The 25,416-nt window shown below is 69.6% G+C and carries 24 protein-coding genes and 3 pseudogenes; 15 read left to right on the forward strand and 12 right to left on the reverse strand.

Features of this window, described 5'->3' with window-relative positions:
• Positions 1 to 2: 2 nt before the first annotated feature.
• The 4 genes from ACZ5CR_RS07010 to ACZ5CR_RS07025 form a co-directional block, all read right to left on the reverse strand.
• Positions 3 to 1,256 (reverse strand): MFS transporter, encoded by a 1,254-nt coding sequence (locus ACZ5CR_RS07010; RefSeq protein ID WP_468854359.1) that lies wholly within the window; start codon positions 1,254 to 1,256, stop codon positions 3 to 5.
• Positions 1,253 to 2,674, reverse strand: a complete 1,422-nt coding sequence (locus ACZ5CR_RS07015; protein WP_468854362.1) for a GH1 family beta-glucosidase — start codon at positions 2,672 to 2,674, stop codon at positions 1,253 to 1,255. Before ACZ5CR_RS07015 ends, ACZ5CR_RS07010 begins: the two co-directional genes overlap by 4 nt.
• A gap of 130 nt (positions 2,675 to 2,804) precedes the next feature.
• Positions 2,805 to 3,071 (reverse strand): protealysin inhibitor emfourin, encoded by a 267-nt coding sequence (locus tag ACZ5CR_RS07020; RefSeq protein WP_468854363.1) that lies wholly within the window; start codon positions 3,069 to 3,071, stop codon positions 2,805 to 2,807.
• Between the two features lie 55 nt (positions 3,072 to 3,126).
• Positions 3,127 to 4,197 carry a M4 family metallopeptidase gene (locus ACZ5CR_RS07025; protein WP_468854366.1) on the reverse strand — a complete coding sequence of 357 codons (1,071 nt, stop codon included), beginning with the start codon at positions 4,195 to 4,197 and terminating at the stop codon, positions 3,127 to 3,129.
• A 293-nt stretch (positions 4,198 to 4,490) separates the two neighbouring features.
• Between ACZ5CR_RS07025 and leuA the strand changes: the two genes are divergently transcribed.
• Positions 4,491 to 6,218: a 2-isopropylmalate synthase gene (gene leuA / locus ACZ5CR_RS07030; RefSeq protein WP_468854369.1), complete on the forward strand. Its 1,728-nt coding sequence runs from the start codon at positions 4,491 to 4,493 to the stop codon at positions 6,216 to 6,218.
• A 196-nt stretch (positions 6,219 to 6,414) separates the two neighbouring features.
• Complete coding sequence (locus tag ACZ5CR_RS07035; protein WP_468854807.1) at positions 6,415 to 7,149, forward strand: TerB family tellurite resistance protein; 735 nt, start codon at positions 6,415 to 6,417, stop codon at positions 7,147 to 7,149.
• 222 nt (positions 7,150 to 7,371) lie between these two features.
• Here the strand turns inward: ACZ5CR_RS07035 and ACZ5CR_RS07040 are convergent, their stop codons facing one another.
• The 5 genes from ACZ5CR_RS07040 to ACZ5CR_RS07060 form a co-directional block, all read right to left on the reverse strand.
• Complete coding sequence (locus ACZ5CR_RS07040) at positions 7,372 to 8,307, reverse strand: dihydrodipicolinate synthase family protein (RefSeq protein ID WP_468854371.1); 936 nt, start codon at positions 8,305 to 8,307, stop codon at positions 7,372 to 7,374.
• The gene (locus tag ACZ5CR_RS07045; RefSeq protein WP_468854374.1) at positions 8,304 to 9,353 is read right to left on the reverse strand and encodes an oligopeptide/dipeptide ABC transporter ATP-binding protein; all 1,050 of its coding nucleotides are present in this window, start codon (positions 9,351 to 9,353) and stop codon (positions 8,304 to 8,306) included. Before ACZ5CR_RS07045 ends, ACZ5CR_RS07040 begins: the two co-directional genes overlap by 4 nt.
• 5 nt (positions 9,354 to 9,358) lie before the next feature.
• Positions 9,359 to 11,359: a dipeptide/oligopeptide/nickel ABC transporter permease/ATP-binding protein gene (locus ACZ5CR_RS07050; RefSeq protein ID WP_468854376.1), complete on the reverse strand. Its 2,001-nt coding sequence runs from the start codon at positions 11,357 to 11,359 to the stop codon at positions 9,359 to 9,361.
• Positions 11,356 to 12,318 (reverse strand): ABC transporter permease, encoded by a 963-nt coding sequence (locus ACZ5CR_RS07055; RefSeq protein WP_468854379.1) that lies wholly within the window; start codon positions 12,316 to 12,318, stop codon positions 11,356 to 11,358. The genes ACZ5CR_RS07050 and ACZ5CR_RS07055 overlap by 4 nt, the downstream gene beginning before the upstream one ends.
• A gap of 87 nt (positions 12,319 to 12,405) precedes the next feature.
• Positions 12,406 to 14,064, reverse strand: a complete 1,659-nt coding sequence (locus tag ACZ5CR_RS07060) for an ABC transporter substrate-binding protein (RefSeq protein ID WP_468854810.1) — start codon at positions 14,062 to 14,064, stop codon at positions 12,406 to 12,408.
• A gap of 217 nt (positions 14,065 to 14,281) precedes the next feature.
• Here ACZ5CR_RS07060 and ACZ5CR_RS07065 point away from each other — a divergent pair, with 217 nt between their 5' ends.
• The 7 genes and pseudogenes from ACZ5CR_RS07065 to ACZ5CR_RS07095 all read left to right on the forward strand — a co-directional run bounded on the left by ACZ5CR_RS07065 (position 14,282) and on the right by ACZ5CR_RS07095 (position 20,821).
• Positions 14,282 to 15,010 carry a FadR/GntR family transcriptional regulator gene (locus tag ACZ5CR_RS07065; protein ID WP_468854812.1) on the forward strand — a complete coding sequence of 243 codons (729 nt, stop codon included), beginning with the start codon at positions 14,282 to 14,284 and terminating at the stop codon, positions 15,008 to 15,010.
• Between the two features lie 10 nt (positions 15,011 to 15,020).
• On the forward strand, positions 15,021 to 17,018 hold the full coding sequence (locus ACZ5CR_RS07070; RefSeq protein WP_468854381.1) for a beta-galactosidase: 1,998 nt from the start codon (positions 15,021 to 15,023) through the stop codon (positions 17,016 to 17,018).
• Between the two features lie 40 nt (positions 17,019 to 17,058).
• Positions 17,059 to 17,169 (forward strand): annotated as a pseudogene (locus tag ACZ5CR_RS07075) (type II toxin-antitoxin system RelE/ParE family toxin); the annotation flags it as partial.
• 8 nt (positions 17,170 to 17,177) lie between these two features.
• Positions 17,178 to 17,348, forward strand: coding sequence for a helix-turn-helix domain-containing protein (locus tag ACZ5CR_RS07080; RefSeq protein ID WP_468854383.1), 171 nt, complete (start codon positions 17,178 to 17,180; stop codon positions 17,346 to 17,348).
• Between the two features lie 15 nt (positions 17,349 to 17,363).
• Positions 17,364 to 17,846, forward strand: coding sequence for a GNAT family N-acetyltransferase (locus ACZ5CR_RS07085; protein WP_468854814.1), 483 nt, complete (start codon positions 17,364 to 17,366; stop codon positions 17,844 to 17,846).
• A gap of 340 nt (positions 17,847 to 18,186) precedes the next feature.
• Entirely contained in the window at positions 18,187 to 19,731 is a 1,545-nt protein-coding gene (locus ACZ5CR_RS07090; RefSeq protein ID WP_468854385.1) for a PP2C family protein-serine/threonine phosphatase, read from the forward strand.
• A 34-nt stretch (positions 19,732 to 19,765) separates the two neighbouring features.
• Positions 19,766 to 20,821, forward strand: a complete 1,056-nt coding sequence (locus ACZ5CR_RS07095) for a cobalamin-dependent protein (RefSeq protein ID WP_468854386.1) — start codon at positions 19,766 to 19,768, stop codon at positions 20,819 to 20,821.
• A 32-nt stretch (positions 20,822 to 20,853) separates the two neighbouring features.
• Here ACZ5CR_RS07095 and ACZ5CR_RS07100 read toward each other — a convergent pair whose 3' ends face one another.
• The gene (locus tag ACZ5CR_RS07100) at positions 20,854 to 21,057 is read right to left on the reverse strand and encodes a hypothetical protein (protein ID WP_468854388.1); all 204 of its coding nucleotides are present in this window, start codon (positions 21,055 to 21,057) and stop codon (positions 20,854 to 20,856) included.
• A gap of 68 nt (positions 21,058 to 21,125) precedes the next feature.
• Between ACZ5CR_RS07100 and ACZ5CR_RS07105 the strand changes: the two are divergent.
• Positions 21,126 to 21,305 (forward strand): annotated as a pseudogene (locus ACZ5CR_RS07105) (MmyB family transcriptional regulator); the annotation flags it as partial.
• A 44-nt stretch (positions 21,306 to 21,349) separates the two neighbouring features.
• Here the strand turns inward: ACZ5CR_RS07105 and ACZ5CR_RS07110 are convergent.
• Positions 21,350 to 21,661, reverse strand: a pseudogene (locus ACZ5CR_RS07110) (transcriptional regulator); the annotation flags it as partial.
• Between the two features lie 118 nt (positions 21,662 to 21,779).
• Between ACZ5CR_RS07110 and ACZ5CR_RS07115 the strand changes: the two are divergent.
• Genes ACZ5CR_RS07115 through ACZ5CR_RS07125 form a run of 3 tightly spaced genes read left to right on the forward strand, consistent with a single transcriptional unit; the run spans position 21,780 to position 22,918 of the window.
• Positions 21,780 to 22,022: a hypothetical protein gene (locus tag ACZ5CR_RS07115; RefSeq protein WP_468854389.1), complete on the forward strand. Its 243-nt coding sequence runs from the start codon at positions 21,780 to 21,782 to the stop codon at positions 22,020 to 22,022.
• On the forward strand, positions 22,022 to 22,258 hold the full coding sequence (locus ACZ5CR_RS07120; RefSeq protein ID WP_468854391.1) for a hypothetical protein: 237 nt from the start codon (positions 22,022 to 22,024) through the stop codon (positions 22,256 to 22,258). Before ACZ5CR_RS07115 ends, ACZ5CR_RS07120 begins: the two co-directional genes overlap by 1 nt.
• Positions 22,259 to 22,294: 36 nt before the next feature.
• Positions 22,295 to 22,918 (forward strand): DUF1266 domain-containing protein, encoded by a 624-nt coding sequence (locus ACZ5CR_RS07125; protein ID WP_468854393.1) that lies wholly within the window; start codon positions 22,295 to 22,297, stop codon positions 22,916 to 22,918.
• Between the two features lie 9 nt (positions 22,919 to 22,927).
• Here the strand turns inward: ACZ5CR_RS07125 and ACZ5CR_RS07130 are convergent, their stop codons facing one another.
• Positions 22,928 to 23,605, reverse strand: coding sequence for an AIM24 family protein (locus ACZ5CR_RS07130; protein WP_468854396.1), 678 nt, complete (start codon positions 23,603 to 23,605; stop codon positions 22,928 to 22,930).
• 178 nt (positions 23,606 to 23,783) lie between these two features.
• Between ACZ5CR_RS07130 and recO the strand changes: the two genes are divergently transcribed.
• Together recO and ACZ5CR_RS07140 are read left to right on the forward strand one after the other, a co-directional pair.
• Entirely contained in the window at positions 23,784 to 24,536 is a 753-nt protein-coding gene (gene recO, locus ACZ5CR_RS07135; protein ID WP_389907335.1) for a DNA repair protein RecO, read from the forward strand.
• 43 nt (positions 24,537 to 24,579) lie between these two features.
• Entirely contained in the window at positions 24,580 to 25,401 is an 822-nt protein-coding gene (locus ACZ5CR_RS07140; RefSeq protein WP_389907337.1) for an isoprenyl transferase, read from the forward strand.
• Positions 25,402 to 25,416 lie beyond the last annotated feature (15 nt).

The following is a 25,416-nucleotide window of genomic DNA, read 5'->3' on the forward strand; positions in this document are numbered from 1 at the left end:
GGCTACTCCACGCCCCTGATCCGTGTCACGAGCAGCGCCCCCGCGAGACCCACTCCCGCCGCCACCAGGTACAGGACCCGGTAGCCGCCCAGGTGCGTCACGATCGGGGCCGCGAGGGCGGGGGCGGCCACCTGGGGGAGCGAGTTGGCGATGTTGATGACGCCCATGTCCTTGCCGCGGTCCATGGCCGTGGGGAGTACGTCCGTCATCAGCGCGAAGTCCACCGACGTGAAGACGCCGAAGCCCAACCCGAGCACCGCCGCCGCGACGATCGCGCCCGGCCATGTCTGCCAGCCGGACAGCATGGCGGTCGCGAGGGCCATCAGGACGCCCGACCAGAGCACGAACGGTTTGCGGCGGCCCACGCGGTCCGACCAGACGCCGCCCACGACCACCGTCGCGAGCAGCGTCAGGCCGTTCACCGCCGTGAGGATCAGTACGCCCTCGTCGGGGTCCGGGTGGTCCAGGCGGTCGCGCAGGTAGTAGAGGAGATAGAGCAGCACCAGGGCGTTGCTGAGGTTGATCAGGAAGCGGGTCAGCCAGGCCCATCCCAGGTCCGGATGGCGGCGCGGGCTCAGCCAGAACGCGGCGGCGAACGAGCGCCAGGCGAACGGCGGCCTGTCCCGTGGCGCGAGGCGCGGGTCCCGATGGCGCAGGACGTACGGCAGGACCCCCGCCACCGTGAACACCGCGCAGGCCGCGTACCCCGCCCCCACACCCCCGGCCACCGTCGCCAGGCCCGTCCCCACCACCACGCCCAGGATCTGCGCCGCCCCGAGCCAGCCGCCCACCGCGCCCCGCTGGAGCCGCGGCACCCGGTCCGGCACGGCCGCCGTGACCGCGGCGAACGCGGCGTTCAGCGTGAGCTGGACCAGGCACCAGCCCGCCGCCATCCACCACACCGACCCCGCGGCCGAGAGCAGCAGGAGCGCCGCCGCACCGCCCGCCGTGCCCGCCACGATCCACGGCGTGCGCCGCCCGAAGCGCGAGACCGTACGGTCCGAGAGCGCGCCGAAGAGCGGGTTCGACGCGAGGGACACCACGGCCCCGACACCGGCCACCCACGCGAGGACCGTCTCCTTCGACGTACCGTCCGGGGCGAGGTCCTCCGCCTGTAGGGCAAGGAGGATCTGCAGCGGGCCGTACCAGCCCACCCAGATCGCGCCGTTGGCGAGCGAGAGCGCGGACGTCCAGCTCCGCCCGACCCGCTCGGTCGGCTCCTTCAGCGCGTCGTCGACCGGCGGCGCCGCGGTCATGCCCGCCGGGCCCGCTGGGTCCGCTGGGTCCGCTGGGCCCGCAGCGTCTCGCGCAGCCACGCGTACGACGCCTTCGGGGTGCGTTCGAGGGTGGTGCGGTCGACGTGGACGAGGCCGAAGCGCTGGCGGTAGCCCTCCGCCCACTCGAAGTTGTCCATCAGGGACCAGACGAAGTAGCCGCGTACGTCGACGCCCTGCGCCAACGCCCGGTGCAGTGAACGGAGATGGCCGTCGAGGTACTCGATCCGACGCTGGTCGTCGAGCCCCTCGTACGAGCAGCCGTTCTCGGTGATCACCAGCGGCGGCAGGCGGTCGCCGTACCGGTCGCGGAAGCCGGTGAGGAGCTCGGTGAGCGACTCGGGGACCACCGGCCAGCCGAAGTCCGTCACCGGGCGGCCCTCGATCTCCCTGGGCGAGAAGGGGAGTTCGGGCGGGAGGGTGAGCCCGGAGAACTCCGTGGACGTCGGTGCCCCTGTCGACGTCGGCGGGAGCGGCGCGCCCACCTTCGTCGGCTGGTAGAAGTTGATGCCGTACCAGTCGATCGGCTCCGCGATGACCTTGAGGTCCGCCTCGATGTCGCCGACGTCGTCGATGCCGCCTGACCGCAGCAGCTCCTCGATGCCGTCCGGGTACCGGCCCAGGATCAGCGGGTCCGCGAACAGGCGGTTGAGGAGTACGTCGTAGAAGTCCGCCGCCCGCGTGTCCTCGGCCGAGGGGGACGCCGGCCAGGTGGGGCCGTGCGAGTTGGCGATGCCGATGTCCGTGACACCGGCCGCGCGCAGGGCCCGTACGGCCAGTCCGTGGGCCAGGAGCTGGTGGTGGGCCACCGGCAGCGCGTCGAACATGAGCTGTTGGCCCGGCGCGTGCTGGCCGAGCGCGTGACCGAGGAGGGTGTGCTCGGCGGGTTCGTTGAGGGTGATCCACTTCTTGGCGCGGTCGCCGATGCGGTCCGCCACCACGGCCGCGTACTCGGCGAAGCGCTCGGCCGTGTCCCGCCGCAGCCAGCCGCCCTCGTCGGCGAGCGCGAGCGGGGTGTCCCAGTGGAAGAGCGTGGGGACGGGGCTCACCCCCGCCGCGCACAGCTCGTCGACCAGACGGTCGTAGAAGTCGAGGCCCGCGGCGCTCACCTCCCCACAACCGCTCGGCAGCACGCGCGGCCACGACACCGAGAAGCGGTACGCGCCCGCCCCCAACTCCCTTATGAGCGAGACATCTTCGCGGTAGCGGTGGTAGTGGTCGCAGGCGACGGCGGCCGTCGTGCCGTCCTTCACCCTGCCCGGCACCGCGGTGAACGCGTCCCAGACCGAGGGGCCGCGCTCGTCGACGGCGCCCTCGATCTGGTGAGCCGATGTGGACACCCCCCACAGGAAGTCGCGGGGGAACTGAGGTAGTGGATCGCGCGCATCGCTCGCTGCCATGGGCGCGATCTTCCGTACGGCCGCGTACGGAAGTCAATGGGCGTACCTCAGAAAAGGTGAACAGTTCTCATGTCTTGGAGCCTCTCGGAACCTCTGCCGGAACCCCTGCCTGAATTTCTGCCGGAATCTCTCAGGCCCCTTCCTTCAGTACGCGCGTGATCAGCTTCCGCTGTGGATCGGTCAGGCGCGGATCCGCGCAGTACACCGTGTGCCCGTCGACGGTGAGCTGGTAGCTGAAGCCGTCCGGCACTCCTATCGGCGGCGTGCTCCGCCCGTCGGTCACGGCCTCCTCGGCCAGGACCTGCCACTCGTGGGCATCGGGCAGGCCCGAGGTGTCGACCTCGGAATGCCGCTCGATGCCCGCGAAACCTCCCGTGCGCTTCACCTGGATACGCATGGATCCTGTCTACTCCATCTACTCCGGCTGCTCCATGGGGAGGTCGGTCGGCGGGTCAGTTGGTGGGCACCCCGACCTGGGACCACGCCTTCAGGACCGCTCCGTGCTCCTCGCCCTCGCCGTACTTGTCGCGCGCCGCGGCCACCGTCAGCTTCGCGAAGTCCGCGAAGGACGCGTCCTGCGCCAGCTGCCCGCCGGTCAGGACGGCGTACCAGATCTGCCCCGCCCGCTCCCACGCGTTGCCGCCGAGCGCCTCGGCGAGCAGGTAGAAGGCGTGGTTGGGGATGCCGGAGTTGATGTGCACGCCTCCGTTGTCGCGGCCCGTGCGGACGTAGTGGTCCATGTCGGCGGGCTGCGGGTCCTTGCCGAGCACGTCGTCGTCGTAGGCCGTCCCAGGGGCCTTCATGGAGCGCAGCGCCTTGCCCGTGACGCGGGGGGCGAGCAGTCCCGCGCCGATCAGCCAGTCGGCGTCGGCGGCGGTCTGGCCGAGTGTGTACTGCTTGATCAGCGAGCCGAAGACGTCCGACATCGACTCGTTCAGGGCGCCGGGCTGGCCGAAGTACGTGAGGTTGGCCGTGTACTGCGTGACGCCGTGGGTCAGCTCGTGGCCGATGACGTCGACCGGGATGGTGAAGTCGAGGAAGATCTCGCCGTCACCGTCGCCGAACACCATCTGCTCGCCGTTCCAGAAGGCGTTGTTGTAGTCCTCGGAGTAGTGCACGGTCGCGTTCAGCGGCAGGCCGCTGCCGTCGATGGAGTTGCGCTGGTACGTCTTCAGGTACAGCTCGAAGGTCGCGCCGAGGCCCGCGTACGCGCGGTTGACGGTCGCGTCCTTGCCGGGCCGCTCGCCCTCACCGCGGACCTTGCGGCCCGGCAGGTCGGTCTTGTGCTTGGCGTCGTAGAGCGTGCGGTGCGCCTTTCCCTCTGCCGCTTCCTTGGGCAGTGAGACGGCCGGGGCGCCGATGACCGTGGTCAGACGGCGGTGGGTGCGCTCGATGGAGTCCCGCTCCAGGGTGCGGCGGGCAGGCCCTGCGAGTGCGGCGTCGTCACTCTGGGCCAGAGTGTCGAGCACGTGCGGCGGAATGATCGTGCAGAAGACAGGCTCGAAGCCTGGATTGGCGGTCATGGCCGCAAATGTGGCACTGGGTCATGCCGCTGTCACTACCTGCCACCATGATTAGTGAAATAGAGGTATTGATCACCTCTTACCGGTAGCGTCGGTCCCGCATACTGATATGGATCCGCGCACCCGGCGCGGCTCGGTTAGGCTGCGGAGCATCATGCGTTACGGGCTGCTTCTCCTTAGCTGCCGCGGCGAGGGCCTGTAGTCGAGGCCGACCCCCTCCCCGCGGAGTTCGGTGTTGCTCGCGAAGCGACCGTCGGCCGTCCTTAAGGACACTCCCGAGGAGCCCCCGCATCATGGCGATCAAGCCCAATCTGCAGCGTGCCACGTCCATGCCGATCCACAAGTACGGCCGGTACGACCAGGTCGACATCCCCGACCGCACGTGGCCCGACAACCGGATCACCGTCGCACCCCGCTGGCTCTCCACGGACCTGCGTGACGGCAACCAGGCGCTGATCGACCCGATGTCCCCGGCGCGCAAGCGCGAGATGTTCGACCTCCTGGTCCGCATGGGCTACAAGGAGATCGAGGTCGGCTTCCCCTCGTCGGGCCAGACGGACTTCGATTTCGTACGGTCGATCATCGAGGACGGCGCGATCCCGGACGACGTGACGATCTCCGTACTGACGCAGGCCCGCGAAGAGCTGATCGCGCGCACGGTCGAGTCGCTGATCGGCGCCAAGCGCGCCACCGTCCACCTGTACAACGCGACCGCGCCCGTCTGGCGCGAGGTCGTCTTCCGCGGCTCGAAGGACGCGGTCAAGCAGATCGCCGTCGACGGCACCCGCCTCGTCATGGAGTACGCCGAGAAGCTGCTGGGCCCCGAGACGATCTTCGGCTACCAGTACAGCCCCGAGATCTTCACGGACACCGAGCTGGACTTCGCCCTGGAGGTCTGCGAGGCCGTCTGCGACGTGTGGCAGCCCGCGGAGGGCCGCGAGATCATCCTCAACCTGCCCGCCACCGTGGAGCGTTCGACGCCCTCCACCCACGCGGACCGCTTCGAGTGGATGTCCCGCAACCTGACCCGGCGCGAGCACGTCTGCCTGTCCGTCCACCCGCACAACGACCGAGGCACCGCCGTCGCCGCCGCCGAGCTGGCCATCATGGCCGGCGCCGACCGCATCGAGGGCTGCCTGTTCGGACAGGGCGAGCGCACCGGCAACGTCGACCTGGTCACGCTGGGCATGAACCTGTTCTCGCAGGGCGTGGACCCGCAGATCGACTTCTCCGACATCGACGAGCTGCGCCGCACCGCCGAGTACTGCAACCAGATGGAGGTCCACCCGCGCCACCCGTACGCGGGCGACCTCGTCTACACCGCCTTCTCCGGCTCCCACCAGGACGCCATCAAGAAGGGCTTCGAGGCGATGGGTGTCCGCGCCGAGCAGCAGGGCAAGACGATCGACGAGATCGAGTGGGCCGTCCCGTACCTGCCCATCGACCCGAAGGACGTCGGACGCTCGTACGAGGCCGTGATCCGCGTCAACTCGCAGTCCGGCAAGGGCGGCATCGCCTACGTCCTGCAGAACGACCACAAGCTGGACCTGCCGCGCCGCATGCAGGTCGAGTTCTCGAAGGCCATCCAGCTGAAGACCGACACCGAGGGCGGCGAGGTCACGCCGGACGCGATCTGGAGCATCTTCCAGGACGAGTACCTGCCCAACCCCGAGAACCCGTGGGGCCGCATCCAGGTCAAGAACGGCCAGACCACCACGGACAAGGACGGCACCGACACGCTCACCGTCGAGGCGACGGTCGACGGCGCCGACACGGTCCTGAGCGGCACCGGAAACGGCCCGATCTCGGCCTTCTTCGACGCGCTGCAGGGCATCGGCATCGACGTACGTCTCCTGGACTACCAGGAGCACACGATGAGTGAAGGAGCCTCCGCGCAGGCCGCGTCGTACATCGAGTGCGCGATCGGCGACAAGGTTCTGTGGGGCATCGGCATCGATGCGAATACGACACGCGCCTCGCTGAAGGCCGCGGTTTCCGCGGTGAACCGCGCGGCTCGCTGACCAGCGCCTCGCGGCTCCACCACGCGGCAGGCAAGCGCCGGACGGGTTCGAATGGGCCCGTTCGGCGCTTTTGCGTGGGACCGTGTCCAGGTCGTCTACAGGCCATCTCTCGTGCAGGGTGCTGACGCCACATCAACAATGTGGCTAACATCACGCCCAACACGGCAACGTCGCCGGGGCGTTACGGAGGTGCGTGGTGCTGCCAGATCGGGAACGAAACGGCCGGGAATCCCGCATGGTCGCCACGCCCGTTTCACGCGGGCGGGTCCTGCGCAGGCGCGTGATCGGCGTGCATACGGCCTGGACCACCGTCGGGGACGGCGAGTTCTTCTGTCCGGCCTGCGGCGGTGACCGCAATTACCAGCGGCGCACCGGCCGTCGACGCTTCGTCCTGCTCGGCGTCCCGGTCCTGCCGCGCGGCGCCGCGGGCCCCATCGTCGAGTGCGCCGCCTGCGGCGACCACTTCGGCACGGACGTGCTCGACCACCCCACGACCACCCGGCTCTCGGCCATGGTGCGCGACGCCGTGCACACCGTCGTCCTCGCGGTCCTCGCCGCGGGCGGCACCTCGTCGCGCACGACGCTGGACGCGGCCGTCGGCGCGCTGCGCGGCGCCGGGTTCGACGACGCCTGCGAGGAGCAGCTCGTCGCGCTCGTCGAGGCGCTCGCCGCGGACACCGGCCGGGCGACCGCGCCGGACTGCGGGCCCGGTCTGGCCATAGAGCTCCACGAGGCGCTCGGCCCGCTGGCCCCGCACCTCGCCCCGGCCGGGCGTGAGGCGCTGCTGCTCCAGGGCGCGCGGATCGCGCTCGCCGACGGCCCGTACACCCCGGCCGAGCGCGAGGTGCTCACCACGGCGGGCGGCGCGCTGACCATCGGGGCGGACGAGGTGACGCGGCTGATGGTGGCGGCGCGGACGACGCACTTCTGACCGTTGGCGGGTCCGGGGCGGGGACGACGGGGCGGCGAAGGGGCGGACCCCGCGGGGCATTCCCCGACCCCGCCCCTTCCCGAAAACCCGCTCGGCGCGGGAGCCCTGTGCCTTGCCTCGTCCGTACCGTCATCACCGGCTTCGCCGAGTTCGTCCTCAAACGCCGGACGGGCTGGACATAGCCCGGTCGGCTCAGGGGGCGGGGTAGAGAAAAGCAACCGCCTACAACAACCCCGCCCCCGCCAAGAACTTCCCCACCCGCTCAACCTCCCCTGAGGACAACGGCACCTGCGGCTCAGCAGTAGCCGGACAGGCGATGACTCCCCGCAGATGCAGCGCCGCCTTGAACGCCCCCAACGCCGACGAACTGCCCCCCATCCGCCCGCCGTCCCCGACCCGCACCATCCCGAAGAGCCCGCACAACCGCTCCTGCTCGGCCCGGGCCCGCACCCAGTCCTCCTCCCGGCAGTAGCGGTACAGCCGCGCGTACCCCTCCGGATCCACGTTCCCGAGACCCGGCACCACCCCGTCCGCCCCCATGGCCAACGCCGAGTCCACCGTCGTCTCCGACCCCGTGAGCACGCTGAAGCCCGAGACGTCCGTCCGCCCCCGCGCTCCGAGCACCAGCTCCCGGAAGTTCCCCTCGTCCCCGCTGGAGTCCTTCACCCCGGCAAGGACCCCCTCCGAGGCAAGCTCCAGGGCCAGCTCCGTGTCCAGTTTCGAGTGGACGGCCATCGGAAGGTCGTACGCGAAGACCGGTACCGAAGACCCCGCCGCCACCAGACGGAAGTGACGGGCCACCTCCACCGGATGCGTGCGCGTGTAGAAGGGGGCCGTCACCACCACCCCGTCGGCCCCCGCCCCCGTCACCGCGTGCACGTGGTCGAGGACCCGTGGCGTCGTCATGTCGATCGCCCCGGCGAGGACGGGCAGTTGACCCCCTACATGCCCCGCCACCGTCTCGATCACGACCCTCCGCTGCCCGTCCGTCAGGTACGCCGCCTCCGACGACGAGCCGAGCACGAACAGGCCGTCCACTCCGCCCTCCACAAGGTGGTCGACCAGCCTGACGAGCGACGCCGTATCCACCTCGCGCTCCGGTGTCAGGGGCGTACAGACGGGCGGGACGACACCGGTCAGCGGGGTGGGCATGGTCATGGGATCTCCCTGGGGCTCGCGTCCGTGGCGGCGGACTGGATCACTAGCTCGTGCGTGGACTGGCCGTCCCGCACGGGGTGGTGGCAGCGGTAGCGGTGCCCGGACCCCTCCGTCGATGCGAAGTCCGGCATGGCGGAGGCGCAGACCTCGTCCGCCTTCCAGCACCTCGTACGGAACGGGCACCCGCTCGGCGGTCGCGTGGCCGACGGCACCGGGCCGACGAGCGGGATCGGGTCGATGGGGTCGAGGAGGCCGGGCGTCGCGGAGAACAGCGCGCGCGTATACGGATGGCGCGCCCTGTCCAGGATCTCCTGGGCGGGCGACTCCTCCACGATCCTGCCCAGGTACATCGTGATGACCCGGTCGCTCATGCGCCGCACCGTCTGGATGTCGTGCGACACGAAGACCAGGGCGAGGCCGAGCCGCTCCTTGAGATCCAGCAGGAGGTTGAGGATCTGGGCGCGCACGGAGACGTCGAGCGCGCTCGTCGGCTCGTCCGCCACCACGAGCTCCGGTTCGAGCGCGAGCGCACGCGCGATCGCCACGCGCTGCCGCTGCCCGCCCGAGAGCTGTCCGGGCAGCCCGTCGGCCAGGACCTTGGGCAGGCCCACGAGCGACATCAACTCGCGGACGCGGTCGTCGCGTCGGGCGGGCGTCCCCAGCCTGTGTACGTCCAAGGGGTCACGGAGTATCTGCCGTACCGTCAGCCTGCGGTTCAGCGCGGTCGAGGGATCCTGGAAGATCATGCCGGTGTTCCTGCCGATCGCGGCACGCCGCTCGGCGGGCCGCATCGTCCACAGGTCCCGCCCCCGGAAGGACACCGTGCCGGCCGTCGGCCGCTGCACCCCCACCAGTACCTTCGCGAGCGTCGACTTGCCGCACCCCGACTCGCCCACGACTCCCACGGTCTCGCCGGGCGCGATGGTCAGGTCGGCGCCGGTGAGGGCGTACACCTGATCCCGCGAGAACAGCCCGCCCGAGCGTGCCCGGTGAACGACGTGCGCGTCCGCGAGAGTGATCAGGTCTTCGGGCTTTTCGGCGCTCACTTGGGTCATTTGAGGGCCTCGTTTCCCCTGGGCTCCGGTACTCTCGGCGGCTGCTTCGCCGGGTGGTGGCAGGCGATGGAATGCCGCTCCCCGGCGGCGAGCGGGACGAGTTCGGGCGCGGTCGTCCGGCAGACCTCGCTCGCCAGCGGGCAGCGGTCCGCGAACCGGCAGCCCGCGGGGAAGTCGGCGGGGGAAGGGACGACACCCTTGATCTGGGTCAGGCGTTCCGCCGCCGATTCGAGGGAGAGCACCGAGCCGAGCAGGCCGCGCGTGTAGTGGTGCGACGGGGCCTCGACCAGATCCGCCGTCACGCCCGTCTCGACGATCTGGCCCCCGTACATCACCACCACCCGGTCGGTGACGTCCGCGACGAGGGCCAGGTCGTGCGAGACGAGGATCAGGGCGAAGCCCAGCTCCTCGCGCAGGCGCAGGAGGAGCTGGATGACTTGGGCCTGGACGGTGACGTCCAGGGCCGTCGTCGGCTCGTCCGCGACGATCAGCTTCGGGTCGCGGGAGAGCGCCATCGCGATCAGGACGCGCTGGCGCTGGCCGCCGGAGAGCTCGTGCGGGTAGCTGCGCAGGGTGCGGTCCGGGTCCAGGCCGACCAGTTCGAGAAGTTCGACCGATGTGCGGCGCCCACCTCTACGTACGACCTGTTTGAGCTGGGCGCGGACCGTCATCGCCGGGTTGAGTGACGAAAGCGCGTCCTGGTAGATCATCGCCATGTCGTGGCCGAGCAGCCGCCTGCGCGTCCGCATCGGCGTCCCGATCAACTGCTGCCCGTCGAAGGTCACTTCACCGCTGACACGTGCGCCCTTCGGCTCCAGGCCCATCACGGTCAGCGCCGTGAGCGACTTGCCGCAGCCCGACTCGCCCACCAGGCCGAGTACTTCACCCGGCCGCACGTGGAAGCTGATGCCGTCCACGATGTCCACCCCGCCGTGCCGGGCGTCGAAGCCGATCGCGAGATCGGAGACGGTCAGGATCGGCGCGCCTTGGGGGAGAGGGCGTGCGCGTGAGCGCAGGCGCTGGGCCGCCGCTGTCAGGCCCGGCAGCTCAAGTACTTTGCCGCTGCCCGGTTCCGGGGCTTCGAGACGGTCCTCCTTGCGGGCCGCACCCGGCACGTCCCGGGTCGCGGGCGCCGCACACGCGTCCGAGACGCCCTCGGAGAGGATGTTCAGGGCCAGGACCGTGACCAGCATCAGGAGGCCGGGGAAGACCGTCGCCCACCAGCCGCCGAGCAGCACCATGTTCTTGCCGTCGGCGATGACGCTGCCCCAGGACGGGTCCGGGGGGCGTACGCCCGCGCCGATGAAGGACAGCGAGGCTTCGAAGACGATGGCCTCGGCGACCTGCACCGTACAGAAGACGAGGATCGGCGCGGCGCAGTTGATGGCCACGTGCTTGATGAGGATGTGCGGGGTGCGGGCGCCGACGATGCGTTCGGCGACGACATAGTCCTCGCCGTACTGATCCATCACGTTCGCGCGTACGACCCGTGCGATCGGCGGGGTGAACAGGAAGGCGATGGCGCAGATCAGCACGGTGATGCCGCCGCCGAAGACCGCCACGAGGACGGCCGCGAGGGCGATCCCGGGGAACGCCATGACGATGTCCAGGCACCGCATCAGGGTCTCGTCGACGGCCTTGCGCGAGGTCGCCGCGATCGCGCCGAGCACCGCGCCGACGATCAGGGCGAGCAGCGTCGCCCCGAGCCCGATCGCCAGGGACCAGCGTGCCCCGTACATCAGCCGGCTCAGGATGTCCCTGCCGAGGCTGTCCTGGCCCATCCAGTGGTCGCCCGACGGGTGTCCCGTGCCGTCCACCTGCGGCTGCTGGTCGAGCGGGTCGTGCGGGGCGATCAGCGGCGCGAAGAGCGCCACGAGGACGACGACGCCCACGACGCCCACCGCGACGCGCGAGAGGACGGGGAGGCGGCTCAGTGACCGGAGCCGGATGCCGGGCCGCGAGAGCCGCTCGGTCAGAGCCTTGCGCGACGTGATCATCGGGCGGCCTCCCTCAGGCGCGGATTGACCAGCAGATAGAGGATGTCGAGGACCAGGTTCACGACCACGAACCCGACGGCCGTCGTGATGACGACCCCCTGTACGACGGCCGGGTCGCCGTTCTTCACGGCGTCGATCATCAGCTTCCCCATGCCGGGCAGCGAGAAGATCGTCTCGATGACGACCGCGCCGCCGAGCAGATAGCCGACGCGCAGGCCGAGCACGGTCAGCGGGTTGATGAGGGCGTTGCGCAGGACGTTGCGCCCGACGACCACGACCGGGGGCAGGCCGCTGCCGATCGCCGTCCGTACGTAGTCCTTGTCGAGCTCCTCGACCACCGCCGTACGGATGATGCGGGTGAGCCCGGCGGCCACGGGCAGGGAGAGCGCGAGGGCCGGGAGCGTCATCGACTTCAGCCAGCCGGTGAAGGAGTCGGCGGGGTTGATGTATCCGCCGGTCGGGAACCAGCCCGCCTCCACCGCCAGATACTGGATCATGAGCAGTGCCAGCCAGAAGCCGGGCGCCGCCACACCGGTCAGCGAGATGACGCGGATGAGCTGGTCGGGGAGCCGGTCGCGGTAGATCGCGGCGGTCACGCCGAGCAGCAGCGAGATGACCACCGCGACGCCCAGACCCAGGAAGGTCAGCTGGAGGGTGAGCGGCAGCGCGGTGGTGACCTGCTCCACCACCGGTGAGCGGGTGAGCACGCTGATGCCCATGTCGCCCTGGAGCAGATCGCCGACGAAGGCGAGGTAGCGCACCGGCAGCGGATCGAGCAGGCCGTTCTCCTCGCGGAACTGGTGCAGTTGCTCCGGGGTCGGATTGGCGCCCTGGAAGAACGCCGACGCCGGATCGATGTCCGAGAACCGCATCACGAGGAAGACGAACAGGACGATGCCGAGAAGGAGCGGGACGAGGAGGACGAGGCGGCGGGCCAGGATTCTGACGATGGCGGTCACGTGCGGATGACTCCCAACGGCCTTACGGTGTTCACGGTCTTGACGGCCTTCACGGCCTTCACGGCCTTTCCGATACAGCTGGTGGTGCTAGTCGGCCCACTTGGCCTGGAGGAGGTTGATGCCGGGGTAGGGCTGGGCCTTGATGCCGGTGAGCTTCTTCGGGTCCCAGGCGGTCATCAGCTCGTTGTGGACGACCGGGTAGATCACCGCCTGCTCGGCGACGGTGTCGATGTAGTCCTGGACCATGGCTTTCTTCCTGGCCGCGTCCGGCTCGCGCGTCGCCTGGTCCATGTCCTTGAAGAGCTTCTTGGCGACGGAGTCGGACGCCCAGCGCGCGTAGCCCATCCACAGGTTCTCGGGGCCGTAGTTGTAGTGCATGATCAGGTCGGGGTCGATGCCGAACTGGTTGGGGTTCGATGCGGCCGCGACGATCTGGTAGTCCTTCTTCTGGTCCATCTTGGTGAAGACGGCGGTGGTCTCCTGCGGGTCGAGGGTCGTCTTGACGCCGATCGCGTCCCATGAGGCCTTGATGGTCGGCAGACAGTCGACGATCCAACTCACGTTCACCGCCATGAGGTTGACCGAAAGATCCGTGACCCCGGCCTCCTTCAGGAGCTTCTTCGCCTTCTTCGGGTCGTACGCGTAGACGGACTTCGCGGGGCGGTAGGCGGGGTTGGACTCGTTGAGGAACGACGTCGACGCCTTGCCGTGCCCCTTGAGGGCGACCTCGATCATCTTCTCGGTGTCGATGGCGTAGTGCAGTGCCTGCCGCACGCGTACGTCGTCGAAGGGCTTGTGCGCGGTGTTGAACATCAGGAACAGGTTGTTCATCCCCGCCCCGCCCTCGACGCTGAGCCCGTCCTTCTTGAGCTGTTCGATGTTGGCGTACGGGATGTTGTCCGAGATCTCCGAGTCCGCGCTGCCGCCGGAGATCTTCGCGACGCGGGGGGCCGCGTCCACGATGGTCAGCCAGTTCATCTTCTTGAAGGCGGCCTCGCGCGGGCCGTTGTAGTCCTCGAACGCCTCGAAGGTGGTGTTGGACTTCGGGTGGTGCGAGGCCTGCTTGTACGGTCCCGAGCCCACCGCCTTGCCCTTGGTCGCGTCGTCCCAGGCCCCGGGCTCGGAGAAGACGTGCTTCGGCATGATCTTGGCGAGGGAGAGGCGGGCGAGGCCGTCCGGGAACGGGAACTTCAGGACGAGTTCGACCGAGGTCGCGTCGACCTTCTTGACCTCCTTCAGCCAGCTCTCGAAGAAGCCCTTGGCCAGGGTCTGCGTCTTCGGGTCCAGGATGCGGTCGAAGACGAACACCACGTCGTCGGCGGTGACGGGCTTCCCGTCGTGCCACTTGGCGCCGGGCCGCAACGTGAACTTCCAGGTGGTCGCCTTGTCGTCGGCGGGGATCTCCGTGGCGAGGGCGGCATACGGCTCGCGGGTGATGGGGTCGGTGTTGAGGAGACCCTCGTAGATGTGCTCGTTGCCTGCCATCGCGAAGGCGGACGCGGTCTGCGTCGGGTCCCAACTGCCGTCGTTCCCATAGCCGATGACGGCGGTGAGGGTGGAGTCGCCGCCCTTGCCGCCGCCCCCTCCGGCGTCGTTCGTGGACTCGGGCCCCGACGAGCAGGCGGAGAGCGTGGTGGTGATGGCGGCGGCCGCGCCCAGCGCACCGGTGTACTTGAGGAAGGACCGGCGGCCGGGTGCGGGTGCGGGGCCGAGGCCGGGACTGGGGGCGGGGTCGGGGGAGCCGATGCGGGCCTTGCGGCCGCTCGCCTGGTCGCTCACATGGTCGCTCACTATGTCTCCCTTGAGAGATCCCACGTCCTACGTCATGGTGGCGTGGTGACCATAAGAGCGCCGCGATGGCCGGTCAAGAGATCGCGCACGTATCCGATTTGGGGTGGTCGCCGGGTCCGTTCGGAACGATGTCGGTCCGGAGGTGGGACGTGGGATGTCATCCGTGCCTACGATGTGCCGCATGCCTCAGGAGCCAGCCCGCGAACGGCGTGTGGGCAGTCAAGTCCGGCGCTCGGTCATGCAGTTGATCCTCGACAGACGGCTTCGGCCGGGCGCACTGCTGCCCACCGAGGCCGAGCTGATGGAGGAGCTGGGGGTCAGCAGGAACTCGGTGCGCGAGGCGCTGAAGGCCCTCCAGGCCCTGGACATAGTGGAGATCAGACACGGCTACGGGACGTATGTGGGGCAGGCGTCGCTGACGCCGCTCGCGGACGGTCTGACGTTCCGCGCACTGGTGCAACTCGGCGACGACACGCACGCCTTGGCGGAGATTCTCCAGGTGCGGGAGGTGCTCGAGGAGGGCCTGGTGCGCCGGGTCGCGGTGCTGCTCACGGACGAGGAGCTGCGCCAACTTGAGGCGCTGGTGCGGAAGATGGAGGAGTCGGCGGATGGCGGAGCCGCCTTCCCGGAGCTGGACCGCGAGTTCCACGAGACGCTCTACCGCCCGCTGGGCAACGAGCTGGTGCCGCAGCTGCTCGGCGCGTTCTGGAACGTGTTCAACCGGGTGGCGGGCGTGCGGGGGTGGGTCCGCGACCCGGCGCCTGACGTGACGGTGCGCAGGCACCGGGACATCGTGACGGCGCTGCGGGCACGGGACGTGGAGCGGGCGCAGCGGGCGATGGCGGATCACTTCCGGGGGATCGCGGCGAGGTCTCAGCAGGGGGCGAGGGGTGTGGGATGAGGGGCGTGGGATGAGGGTGGGTCGTGAGCTGGGCGAGACGAGCGAGGTGGGCGAGGCGGGTGAGGTGAGCGAGGTGGGCGAGCTACCTGGGGCGAGTGAGTTGCCTGGGGTGAGACTGGGTCACTTCTATGACCGGGTCACGTCGCTGGGGTTCGGGGGTGACTACAACCCCGAGCAGTGGGGCCCCGAAGTCCACGCGGAGGACATCGTGTTGATGCGCGAGGCGGGCGTGAACCTCGTGACGCTCGGCATCTTCTCCTGGGCGAAGACGGAGCCCGCCCCCGGCACGTACGACTTCACCTGGCTCGATGGCCACATGGACCGCCTGGCGGAGGCGGGCGTCGCGGTCAGCCTCGCCACGATGACGGCGTCCCCGCCGCCCTGGCTGACCCGCCTGCACCCGGAGACGTTGCCGGTCCTGGCGGACGGCACGCGCCTGTACCCCGGCTCGCGCCAGCACTGGTGCCCGTCGAGCGCGATCTACCGCCGCCATGCCGTACGCCTCGCGGAACGCCTGGCCACGCGCTACGGCACGCACCCCGCCCTGGCGCTCTGGCACATCGGCAACGAATACGGCTGTCACATCTCACGCCACTGCCACTGCGAGGTGTCGACGGCGGCGTTCCGCACGTGGCTGCGGGGGCGGTACGGGACGGTGGCGGCCCTCAACGACGCGTGGTCGACGGACTTCTGGTCGCAGCGGTACGGCACGTTCGAGGAGATTCACACCCCACGCGAGGCCCCGTCGTTCCGCAACTCGGCCCAGCAGCTGGACTACTGGCGCTTCTCGTCCGACGAACTCCTCGCGTGCTACCTGGCGGAGAAGGAGACCCTGGCCCGCGTCACACCGGACGTACCGGTGACGACGAACTTCGTCCCGATCGCGAAGACGCTGGACCTGTTCGAGTGGGCCCCGCACCTGGACGTGGTGGCGTACGACTCGTACCCGGACCCGCACGATCCGGATTCGCTCCACCGGACGGCTTTCTCGTACGACGTCATGCGCGGCCTGAAGGGCGGCCAGCCGTGGCTGCTCCTCGAACAGGCCCCGGGCGCGGTGAACTGGCGCGAGCGCAACGGCAGGAAGCCGCCGGGCCGGATGCGCCTGGACAGCTGGCAGGCGGTGGCGCACGGCGCGGACTCGGTGCTGTTCTTCCAGTGGCGGCAGTCGCGCGGGGGAGCGGAGAAGTTCCACTCGGCGATGGTGCCGCACGGGGGCCGGGAGACGCGGATCTTCCGGGAGGTGCGGGAGCTGGGCGCGGAACTGGCCCGCTACCCGGAGCTCCTTGGCTCCCGCCCCGAGCGTGCGGACGCGGCCCTGCTCCTGGACTGGCCCAGCTGGTGGGCCCTGGAACTGGACGCGCACCCCAGCACGGACGTCACATTCCTCGACGCGGCCCTGGCCCACCACAAGCCGCTGTACGACGCGTCGGTGGCGTGCGATGTGGTGCCGGTGGACGGAGGGCCGACGGGGCTGCCTGACGACTTGACCGGGTACCGCTTGCTCCTGGTCCCCAATCTTTACTCGGTCTCGAAGGAGACCGCGGCACGAATCTCCTCGTACGTAAGGCGGGGAGGCACCCTGGTCATGTCCTACTTCTCCGGAATCACGGACGAACACGACCGCGTCCATCTCGGCGGCTACCCGGCTCCCTTCCGCGAGCTCCTGGGCCTCCGCGTGGAGGAGTTCGACCCCCGCCCGGACGGCTCCTGGTCGGAGGAGATCCACCTGGAGGGAGCGGAGGCGATCACCACCTTCGCCTCCGGCTCCCCGGCGGTGACCCGCCACACGTACGGCGAGGGCACGGCCTGGTACCTGGGCACGCGCCCGACCCCGAAGGAGATGCGGGAACTCCTGGACAGGGTGCGAGCGGAGTGCGGAGTGACTCCGGTCCTGCCGGACCTCCCGGAGGGGGTGCAGGTGCGGACGCGGGTGACGGGGGCGGGGGAGCGGGTGCATGTGCGGATGGATCCGCGGGACTCCTCGGTGGCGGTGATCCGCGGCTGATCTCCCTCGTTCGGGTGAGGGGGGGGGTGGGTTCGGCGCCGCGGTCACACTCCTCGCCTGCCACGGTCCTGCGGAGGGGCGCCCTCTGGTCGACCGGATCAAGGGCTCGGCCCTGCACGATCTCAAAGAGCCGCGACCGGGTTCCGCCGGGGCCGGGAGGTGTTCCTCGAAGGTGCCGAACGCATGCTCGCCGAGGGCATGACGACCGAGGCGGTGGCCGCGCGGGTCGGCTACGCCTCCGCCAGCTCGTTCGTCCCCGCGTTCCACCGCATCGTGGGGCTGACCCCGCGGCAGTATTTTCCGGTGCGGGAGGGGGCGGGGCGGGGCTAGCGTGCGGGTATGTCCGTGCCCGAACTCCAGTGCCTGCGCGCCGATCACGCTCCCGCTCTGCTCGCCTTCGAGCGTGAGAACCGGGAGTACTTCGCGAAGTCCGTCCGTGATCGTGGGGATGCCTACTTCGTTGAGTTCGATGCACGGCATGCGGCGCTGCTCGCCGAACAGGACGCCGGGACCTGTTACTTCCACGTACTCGTCGACGTCGACGCCGCCGGTGCCGGGGGCGCGGTGTTGGGGCGGGTCAACCTCGTCGACGTGGCCGATGGTGAGGCCGAGCTCGGCTATCGCATTGCCGAGCGTGCGGCGGGCCGTGGCCTCGCCACCGGTGCCGTACGCCGGCTTTGCGAGCTGGCCGCCACCGAGTACGGGCTGACCTCGCTGCGGGCCGCGACGGACGTGGGGAACGCCGGGTCACGGGTGGTGCTTGAGCGTGCGGGGTTCACGCTGGTGGGCGAGGGGCGGACGGAGGTGCGGTACTTCCGGGGGCTGTAGTGGGTCGGCGTGGCCGTCGGGGGTTGGGGGGGATTGCAGGAAAGTCCCACCGGGAGGGCCCTGGGGCGGGTCCGGGGTGGGACTTTTTTGTGATTCGGCCTCTTGGGCGTTTGTGCTGGGCGGATTATTCAGTAGTTGGGGGGTGGGTGGTGGGCGTTCTGTGAAGTGCAGGCTATAGACATATGCCGTCGGTAATTTGGTGGTTACCTGCCTTCGAGTAGATGGGGGGTGGGGATCCCCGCCAGTGGGTTCCAGGTCGATGGTCTCCTTTTCGGATCAGACGAGCCCTTGGGGTGTCGGACCTGCCACGCAGCACCGTGATCCGTATCCGGTGGTGACCGTGGACGCGGACGGCGTCGTGGTGGCTCATAACGAGCAGGCCGGTGTTCTGCTGGCGCGCGTCGGTGTCGGTGTGGCGTGGGGTGATGTCGCGCCCGCTTGGCTGGTCGAGGCCCATGTGCGGCATGTCGGTGGTGCGGGCGAGGGGGCGTCGGCATGGGCGGGTGGCCGGATCGGCGGGCGCCGGGTGAAGGCGCTTGCCGGGGCGGGTGTGGATGGTGCGGTCACCTGGTGGCTGGTCGTCGGCGACAGTGTTCCGGACGGTGCGGCGCTGGAGTTGGCGCGCGAGCGGGCCAGATCCGGGTTGCTGCAGGAGCTCTCTTCCGAGCTGCTCGCCTCGCTGAACCTCGATCACTGTATGGCGGTGACCGTGCAACGGGCGGCGCAGCATCTGGCGGACGCGGCGGTCATCGTCGGGATGGGGGACGGATACCTGTTCCCTGTGACGCGGTGCGCCATGGGCGGGCCCGTGGTGCAGGAGCGGGTTGCCTTGGAGCCCGGTCAACTGCCCGGCGTGGCCGAGGCGTTGTCGGGGCTTCCCGCTGTGTCCTCCCGCTGGATCGACCCCCATCAGGTGCCGCCCTGGGCCGTGCCCGACGGTTTCGTGGAGGATGCCGCCGATATCGGTTCGGTGGTCGTGGTGCCGTTGCCCGGGCACGGTGTGCCTGCCGGGTGCCTTGTTCTGCTGCGCCGTCGCGAGGAAGCGACGTTCACCTCCGGAGAGGAGGCCTTCGCCCAGCTCTTCGCTGCACGCGCCGGTGCCGGCCTGTCCGTGGCCCGCAGTCACACCCGCCAGGCGCACATCAACGAACTGCTGATGCGTGACCTGCTGCCGCCCACCCTCGGCCGGGTGCACGGCATCTGCTTCTCCGGCCGCTACCGCGCGTCTGCGGAAGGCGAACGCATCGGCGGCGACTTCTACGACCTGCACCCCGCCGCCACACCGGAGGGCGAGACTCTCGCCGTGCTGGGTGACGTGTGCGGCAAGGGACTTGAGGCCGCGATCACAGCAGGCAGGATTCGCAACGTACTCCAGGCGCTGGTGCCGTTCGCCGCCGACCACACCCGCTTGCTGACCCTCCTCAACAACGCGCTCCTGGCCTCGAACCAGACCCCCTTCGTGACGCTGGTCCTGGCCACCGCCGTACGGCAGGACACACGGGTACGGCTGCGCATATCCAGCGCGGGCCATCCCGCCCCGCTCATCGTGCGCTCCACCGGCCAAGTCGAGGAGACCCGTACCAGCGGCACACTGATCGGCGCGTTCGCCGACGTCGAGTTCACGACCGCCGAAGTCGCCCTGCAACCGGGTGAGACCTGCCTGCTGTACACCGACGGGATCACCGAGGCGCGCGGTGGGCCGCTGGGGGACGTGATGTTCAGCGAGGACAGGCTGCGCACCGTGCTGTCCCAGTGCGCCGGGATGCCGGCCGAAGTAGTCACCGAACGCGTGCAGATGGTCGCCGCCCAGTGGGTGGGCGAGGGCCGGCACGACGACATGGCGGTTCTGGCGATCGGCGCCCCCGGCCGAGCGACAACCGTCTGACCTATGAACGAACCGACCCAAGAAGGTGAGCCGCGTGAGCGGTGACAAGAACACCAACTCCCTCGCCGAGCCGCGTGATCAGCTGTGGCAGGCGCTCGGCGAGTGCGACGAGACCCAGGCCGTCGCCATCGTGCGGCGCGCGCTCGGCACAGCGGATCGTGCCGCGGGTGAGCGGATTCTGCTCGAACTGATCGCACCGGCTCAGGAGCGGATCGGTCTGGCCTGGGCGGCCAACGACATCACGGTGGCGCAGGAACACGCCGCCACCGCGATCAGCGAGCGGTGCATCGCGGTGGTCGCCGACGCCACCGCCTCCGTTCTCGACGGCACGTTCGTGGGCAGGGTCCTGGTGGCGTGTGTCGACGGCGAGTGGCACGCCCTGCCCGCGCGTCTGGTCAGCGAGGTGCTGCGACTGCGGGGCTGGCGCGTCGACTATCTCGGGGCGCAGGTCCCCACCGAGCATCTGGTCGCGCACGTGCACCGCACCCGTGCGCAGGCGGTGCTGCTGTCCTCGTCCATCCCGACACTTCTGCCCGGCGCCCACAACGCGATCGCCTCCTGCCAGAGCGTCGGCGTTCCGGTACTCGCCGGAGGAGCCGCGTTCGGTCCGCAGGGCCGCTACGCGCGGCTGATGCGGGCGGAGTGGGCCCAGGACGCACCTGGCGCGGCCACCCTGCTCGGCCGGAACCTGATGGAACCCGGCGCGCACGCGGCCCGCCTGCCGGACCTGGACCTGCCCCACCTGGGCGACCAGGAGTACACGATGATCCGCCGGACCAAGCTGCAGCTGGTCAAGCAGACCCTCGCCGCCGTCGAGAACGGCTTTCCCGAGATGAGCCGGTACAACGAGTACCAGCGTGAACGCACCATCGAGGACATCGACTTCATCGTCAGCTACCTCGCCACGGCCGTCTACGTCGACGACCCGGCCCTGTTCACCCGGTTCATCACGTGGACCGCGGACATCCTGGCAGCTCGTGGGGTCCCGCCGCGGTGCCTGCTCCCCGCGCTCGACTCGCTCCTGGACCAGCTCAAGGACTTCCCCCGCGTGGTCGGCATCCTCACCGGCGCCCGCGATCTCCTGCGGTAGCCGCCCGACAGGCGGGTCCGCGATCGGGGAGTTCAGGCTGCGTACGCCGCGGTGAACCGCTCGGCGTGTTCCCACAGTTCGCCTTCGCGCCGAGGGTCGTAGGACTCCTCGGACGATCGGGCCGCACGGGCGCGGTCCACGTAGGACCCGGTCGGCGCCTCGGTCGTGCCGAGGACGACGTCGGCGAGGTAGCGCCCGGCGGCCTCGCGGCCGGTCGCGAACGGGGTGAGGGCCATGACCGGCAGGATCCGACGCCTTTGCCCGTCACTGGGCCACGCAGACGGCCGCCGCTCAGCACACCGCCGAACGCAAGACGATCCGGCGTCCGGAGGTCGGCGACATCCTGCTCGACTGCGACGTCCTGATCGTCCCGGGCGCGGACCTGCCCATGGTCACCTATACGGCGGCGTCCGGCAGCAGCGACGAGGGAAAGCTCGACCTCTTGCGCGTCACAGGGGGCCGGACCGCTACCGCACGCCCTTGACTCCCCGAAGATCTGCGAATTCGCGCCCCCGCCCCGTCCTGTTCCGCCGGAGCTTCCAGCTCTGCCACGGGTGCGAAGTAATCGGCAAACCGCTTGTCATCGATCAGCCTGCGGCACAACCGCTCGGAAATGCCGCCGGTTTGCAGCGTCTCATCAATCCGCTGCGCGACATCCAACTGCGGTCTCCGAATGGCCTGTTCGAATTAGCCGATGTGTCCACCGGAAGCAAATACCTGCACCCCCAGTGCCGACCGGGTGAAACCGGCATCCTCTAGCGCCTCTTCAGCTCCGCCCCGAATCTGCCCCGAATCCGCCCCGGAGAACTCCCACGCCGCCTGACGTGAACCATTGGCCATGGCCAACCACCCTCCGCTGCGTCGCAGTTGTAGAGCGCAGACTGCTGCCGAGTGTAGGTCGGACCGGCCGCCATCGAGACGCGAAGCGTGAAATCCGATGGGAAAGGGGAGCCACGTCATGACTGAAAGCAAGGCGCACTCGGCGCTATGCGCCGAAGAAGCGGAGGAGACCGTGCAGGAATTGCGTTCCGCACTCGCGGGGACCGGAATTATTCTTCCGTCATTGCGGATCGACCCCACATCCTGGGCCCGCGAAGCCCCCTGTCCCCCCATCGAATTGGGCGGGTGTTCCGTCGATACGGCACTGCGCCTCGCCGTCGCCCTGCCACGCGCCGCCCGCGTCGAAGGCGAGGGCCGGTGATGAACCTGGACCTCCCCATCGGCAACCTGCCCATCGGTGCCTACGCCGTGGACACCCGTACCGGCCAGGTCGGCAGGGTCATGGGGCATGAAGGGCCCTACGTCCAGCTCCGTCCCGTCGGCGGCGGACGGGAGTGGGACTGTGAGCCTGCCTTGCTCAGGACCGCCACGGACTCCGAGCGGATCAGCGCCGCCACCGCCTACGCGAACGCACGAAGTCGGGGTGAAGTCCCGTGACGTGGGGTGAAGTCCCGTGACGTAAGGTGCGGGCGCATGGCCATATGGAAGTGGAGCAAGCCGAGGGTCGAGTCGAAGTATCCGACGCCGCTCACCATGCACCAGCTCTGGATGGTGTCACTGGGGGCACCGGTGAGCCGGGACAAGGACGCGTCCCGGACGACCCTCTATCCGTTCACCCGCATCGACGACGGCAAGGCCGAGAAGTGGCTCGCCGACCAGTGGGAGATCACCGCGCCCGAGCAACTGCTCGGGCGCCTGAGCGGGCTCGCGAGCACCGGCTACCGCACCATGGCCCAGCGGCGCCTCGGCGTCGCACCGCTGGCCTGGGACATCGGGCTCTACGTGGACATCTCACGGCGCGGCTTCGCCTGCGGGATGCTGAGCGAGGCGGACACCTGGGCCCGACTCAAGAACGTCGTGCCGACGGTGGCGGGGACGTACTCCTCCTGGAAGGAGTACGCCGACCACTACCTCCTCGGCAGGCAGGTCTGGCGGGACAGCCTCCAGGGCACCGAGGACGAGAGCTTCCCCGCACCCCAGGCCGCCTCCGACGCCCACCTGAGGGCCCTCCTGGACCCGGCGAACCGGACGAGCCCGTGGAACCTCGCCCCCTGGGAAGCGATCAGCCACCCCGACCGGGCCCGCCCCGCCCGCTAGGGCCTCTCGTCAGTGCTGCTGCGGCTTCTGCGGAGTCGCCTCGCTCGGGCGCACGATGACGTACCCCTCGCCCCGCAGCATCAGCTGCACCGCCTCGCCGGAACCGCCCCTGATCATGGAGCCGATGGACTGCGAGCGGTGCAGCGTGGTGTCCAGGTTCGCGGTCCAGCCGACCACCGCGTCCGTGTCGACGTACACCGGCTGCTGCGGCGACACCGGGATCACCAGGGGGCTGCCGTCGCAGACGAGGCCGAGCCGCCCGGCGCCCGTGAAGACACTGTTGAACAGGCCGCCGCCCGTGACACCCGCGCCCTTCACCGTCTTGATCTCGTACGAGAGCGTCGCGTCGAAGCACAGGACGTTGCGGCCGTTGACAGTGAGGACGTCACCCGGCTCCATGTCGACGATGAAGCAGTTCTGCGCCTCGTTCGCGAACCAGGCCTCTCCCTGGCCGCGCACCGCCATGAGCGGCAGGCCCTCGCCGGTCATCGCCCGCTTGAGCATGCCGCCCACGCCCTGGCCCTTGCGCTCGAACTGCAGGTCGCCGCGGTAGGCGATCATCGCGCCCTGCCGCGCGTGCATCTCGCCGTTGACCGCGTACTTGATGGACTTGGCGTTCTGCAGCGTCATCCCGGGGGCGACGGACTGCTGCGCCATGTGCTCCGTGGAGAACAGATCACTCTTCATGCGGGCATTTTGTCAGGTGTGAGTCAAACGGGTAGGGGTTGGCGGGCCGGGGTTGGCGGTCAGGGGTTGGAGATCGAGGGGTGGCGATCAGGGGCTGGCGATCAGGGGTGGAGCACTCCGTCACGGCCGTTGGCCCACCCCTGCCACGGCTGTCGGTCCCGTACGCGAGAATGGGCCCATGAGTCTGTTCCGTGATGACGGCGTCGTGCTGCGCACCCAGAAGCTGGGTGAGGCGGACCGCATCATCACGCTGCTCACCCGCGGCCACGGCCGGGTGCGCGCCGTCGCCCGCGGCGTGCGGCGCACCAAGTCCAAGTTCGGGGCACGGCTCGAACCCTTCTCCCACGTCGACGTGCAGTTCTTCTCGCGCGGCAGCGAACTGATCGGCAGGGGACTGCCTCTGTGCACGCAGAGCGAGACCATCGCTCCGTACGGTGGCGGAATCGTGACCGACTACGCGCGCTACACCGCCGGTACGGCCATGCTGGAGACCGCCGAGCGCTTCACGGACCATGAGGGCGAGCCCGCCGTGCAGCAGTACCTCCTGCTGGTGGGCGGCCTTCGGACCCTCGCCAACGGCGAGCACGAGCCGCACCTCATCCTCGACGCGTTTCTTCTTCGCTCCCTCGCCGTGAACGGGTACGCGCCCAGCTTCAGCTCCTGCGCGAAGTGCGGAATGCCCGGTCCGAACCGGTTCTTCTCCGTGGCCGCCGGTGGCTCCGTCTGCGTCGACTGCCGGGTGCCCGGCAGCGTCGTACCCTCGTTGGAAGCCCTCGGCCTGCTCGGCGCGCTGCTCACCGGAGACTGGGAGACGGCGGACGCGTGCGAGGCACGGCATGTCAGGGAGGGCAGCGGGCTTGTTTCCGCCTATCTGCACTGGCACTTGGAGCGCGGGCTCCGCTCATTGCGGTACGTAGAGAAGACCACGTGATGACAGACGTCACAGAGAACAGCTAGGTAGGAGAGAGCCCCCCATGGCACGACGCGGAATCCTCGGACGGTCCCGCCGTGAGTACAAGGTCCCCGAGCCGCATCCCTCGGGCGCCCGGCCGCCGAAGATCCCCGGCGAGCTGGTGCCGCAGCATGTGGCGTGCGTCATGGACGGCAACGGACGCTGGGCCAAGGAGCGGGGGCTGCCGCGCACCGAGGGGCACAAGGTCGGCGAGGGCGTCGTCCTCGACGTGCTCAAGGGCTGCCTGGAGATGGGCGTCAAGAACCTCTCGCTGTACGCCTTCTCCACCGAGAACTGGAAGCGCTCGCCCGACGAGGTCCGCTTCCTGATGAACTTCAACCGCGACGTCATCCGGCGGCGGCGGGACGAGATGAACGAGCTGGGCATCAGGATCCGCTGGGTGGGCCGCATGCCCAAGATGTGGAAGTCCGTCGTCCAGGAGCTCCAGGTCGCCCAGGAGCAGACCGTCGACAACGACGCGATGACGCTGTACTTCTGCGTCAATTACGGCGGCCGTGCCGAGATCGCGGACGCCGCGCAGGCCATCGCGCGCGACGTCGCGGCGGGCAGGCTCGACCCGTCGAAGGTGAACGAGAAGACCTTCGCCAAGTACATGTACTACCCGGACATGCCGGACGTGGACCTGTTCCTGCGCCCGAGCGGCGAGCAGCGCACCTCCAACTACCTGATCTGGCAGTCCAGTTACGCCGAGATGGTCTTCCAGGACGTCCTGTGGCCCGACTTCGACCGGCGTGACCTGTGGCGCGCCTGCCTGGAGTACGCCGGGCGCGACCGCCGCTTCGGCGGGGCGATCCCGAACGAGGAAGAGATCGCGAACAGCTGACGCAAACGCACTGTG

It is taken from the genome of Streptomyces sp. NPDC031274, from assembly GCF_055570235.1.

Coding starts and splice junctions, on each gene's coding strand:
- leuA (WP_468854369.1), top strand. CDS start 4,491: ATGGCGATCAAGCCCAATCTGCAGCGTGCCACGTCCATGCCGATCCAC.
- ACZ5CR_RS07040 (WP_468854371.1), bottom strand. CDS start 8,307: ATGACCATGCCCACCCCGCTGACCGGTGTCGTCCCGCCCGTCTGTACG.
- ACZ5CR_RS07020 (WP_468854363.1), bottom strand. CDS start 3,071: ATGCGTATCCAGGTGAAGCGCACGGGAGGTTTCGCGGGCATCGAGCGG.
- ACZ5CR_RS07050 (WP_468854376.1), bottom strand. CDS start 11,359: ATGATCACGTCGCGCAAGGCTCTGACCGAGCGGCTCTCGCGGCCCGGC.
- ACZ5CR_RS07120 (WP_468854391.1), top strand. CDS start 22,022: ATGAACCTGGACCTCCCCATCGGCAACCTGCCCATCGGTGCCTACGCC.
- ACZ5CR_RS07015 (WP_468854362.1), bottom strand. CDS start 2,674: ATGGCAGCGAGCGATGCGCGCGATCCACTACCTCAGTTCCCCCGCGAC.
- ACZ5CR_RS07025 (WP_468854366.1), bottom strand. CDS start 4,197: ATGACCGCCAATCCAGGCTTCGAGCCTGTCTTCTGCACGATCATTCCG.
- ACZ5CR_RS07130 (WP_468854396.1), bottom strand. CDS start 23,605: ATGAAGAGTGATCTGTTCTCCACGGAGCACATGGCGCAGCAGTCCGTC.
- ACZ5CR_RS07115 (WP_468854389.1), top strand. CDS start 21,780: ATGACTGAAAGCAAGGCGCACTCGGCGCTATGCGCCGAAGAAGCGGAG.
- ACZ5CR_RS07010 (WP_468854359.1), bottom strand. CDS start 1,256: ATGACCGCGGCGCCGCCGGTCGACGACGCGCTGAAGGAGCCGACCGAG.
- recO (WP_389907335.1), top strand. CDS start 23,784: ATGAGTCTGTTCCGTGATGACGGCGTCGTGCTGCGCACCCAGAAGCTG.
- ACZ5CR_RS07140 (WP_389907337.1), top strand. CDS start 24,580: ATGGCACGACGCGGAATCCTCGGACGGTCCCGCCGTGAGTACAAGGTC.
- ACZ5CR_RS07065 (WP_468854812.1), top strand. CDS start 14,282: ATGTGCCGCATGCCTCAGGAGCCAGCCCGCGAACGGCGTGTGGGCAGT.
- ACZ5CR_RS07125 (WP_468854393.1), top strand. CDS start 22,295: ATGGCCATATGGAAGTGGAGCAAGCCGAGGGTCGAGTCGAAGTATCCG.
- ACZ5CR_RS07100 (WP_468854388.1), bottom strand. CDS start 21,057: ATGGCCCTCACCCCGTTCGCGACCGGCCGCGAGGCCGCCGGGCGCTAC.
- ACZ5CR_RS07070 (WP_468854381.1), top strand. CDS start 15,021: ATGAGGGTGGGTCGTGAGCTGGGCGAGACGAGCGAGGTGGGCGAGGCG.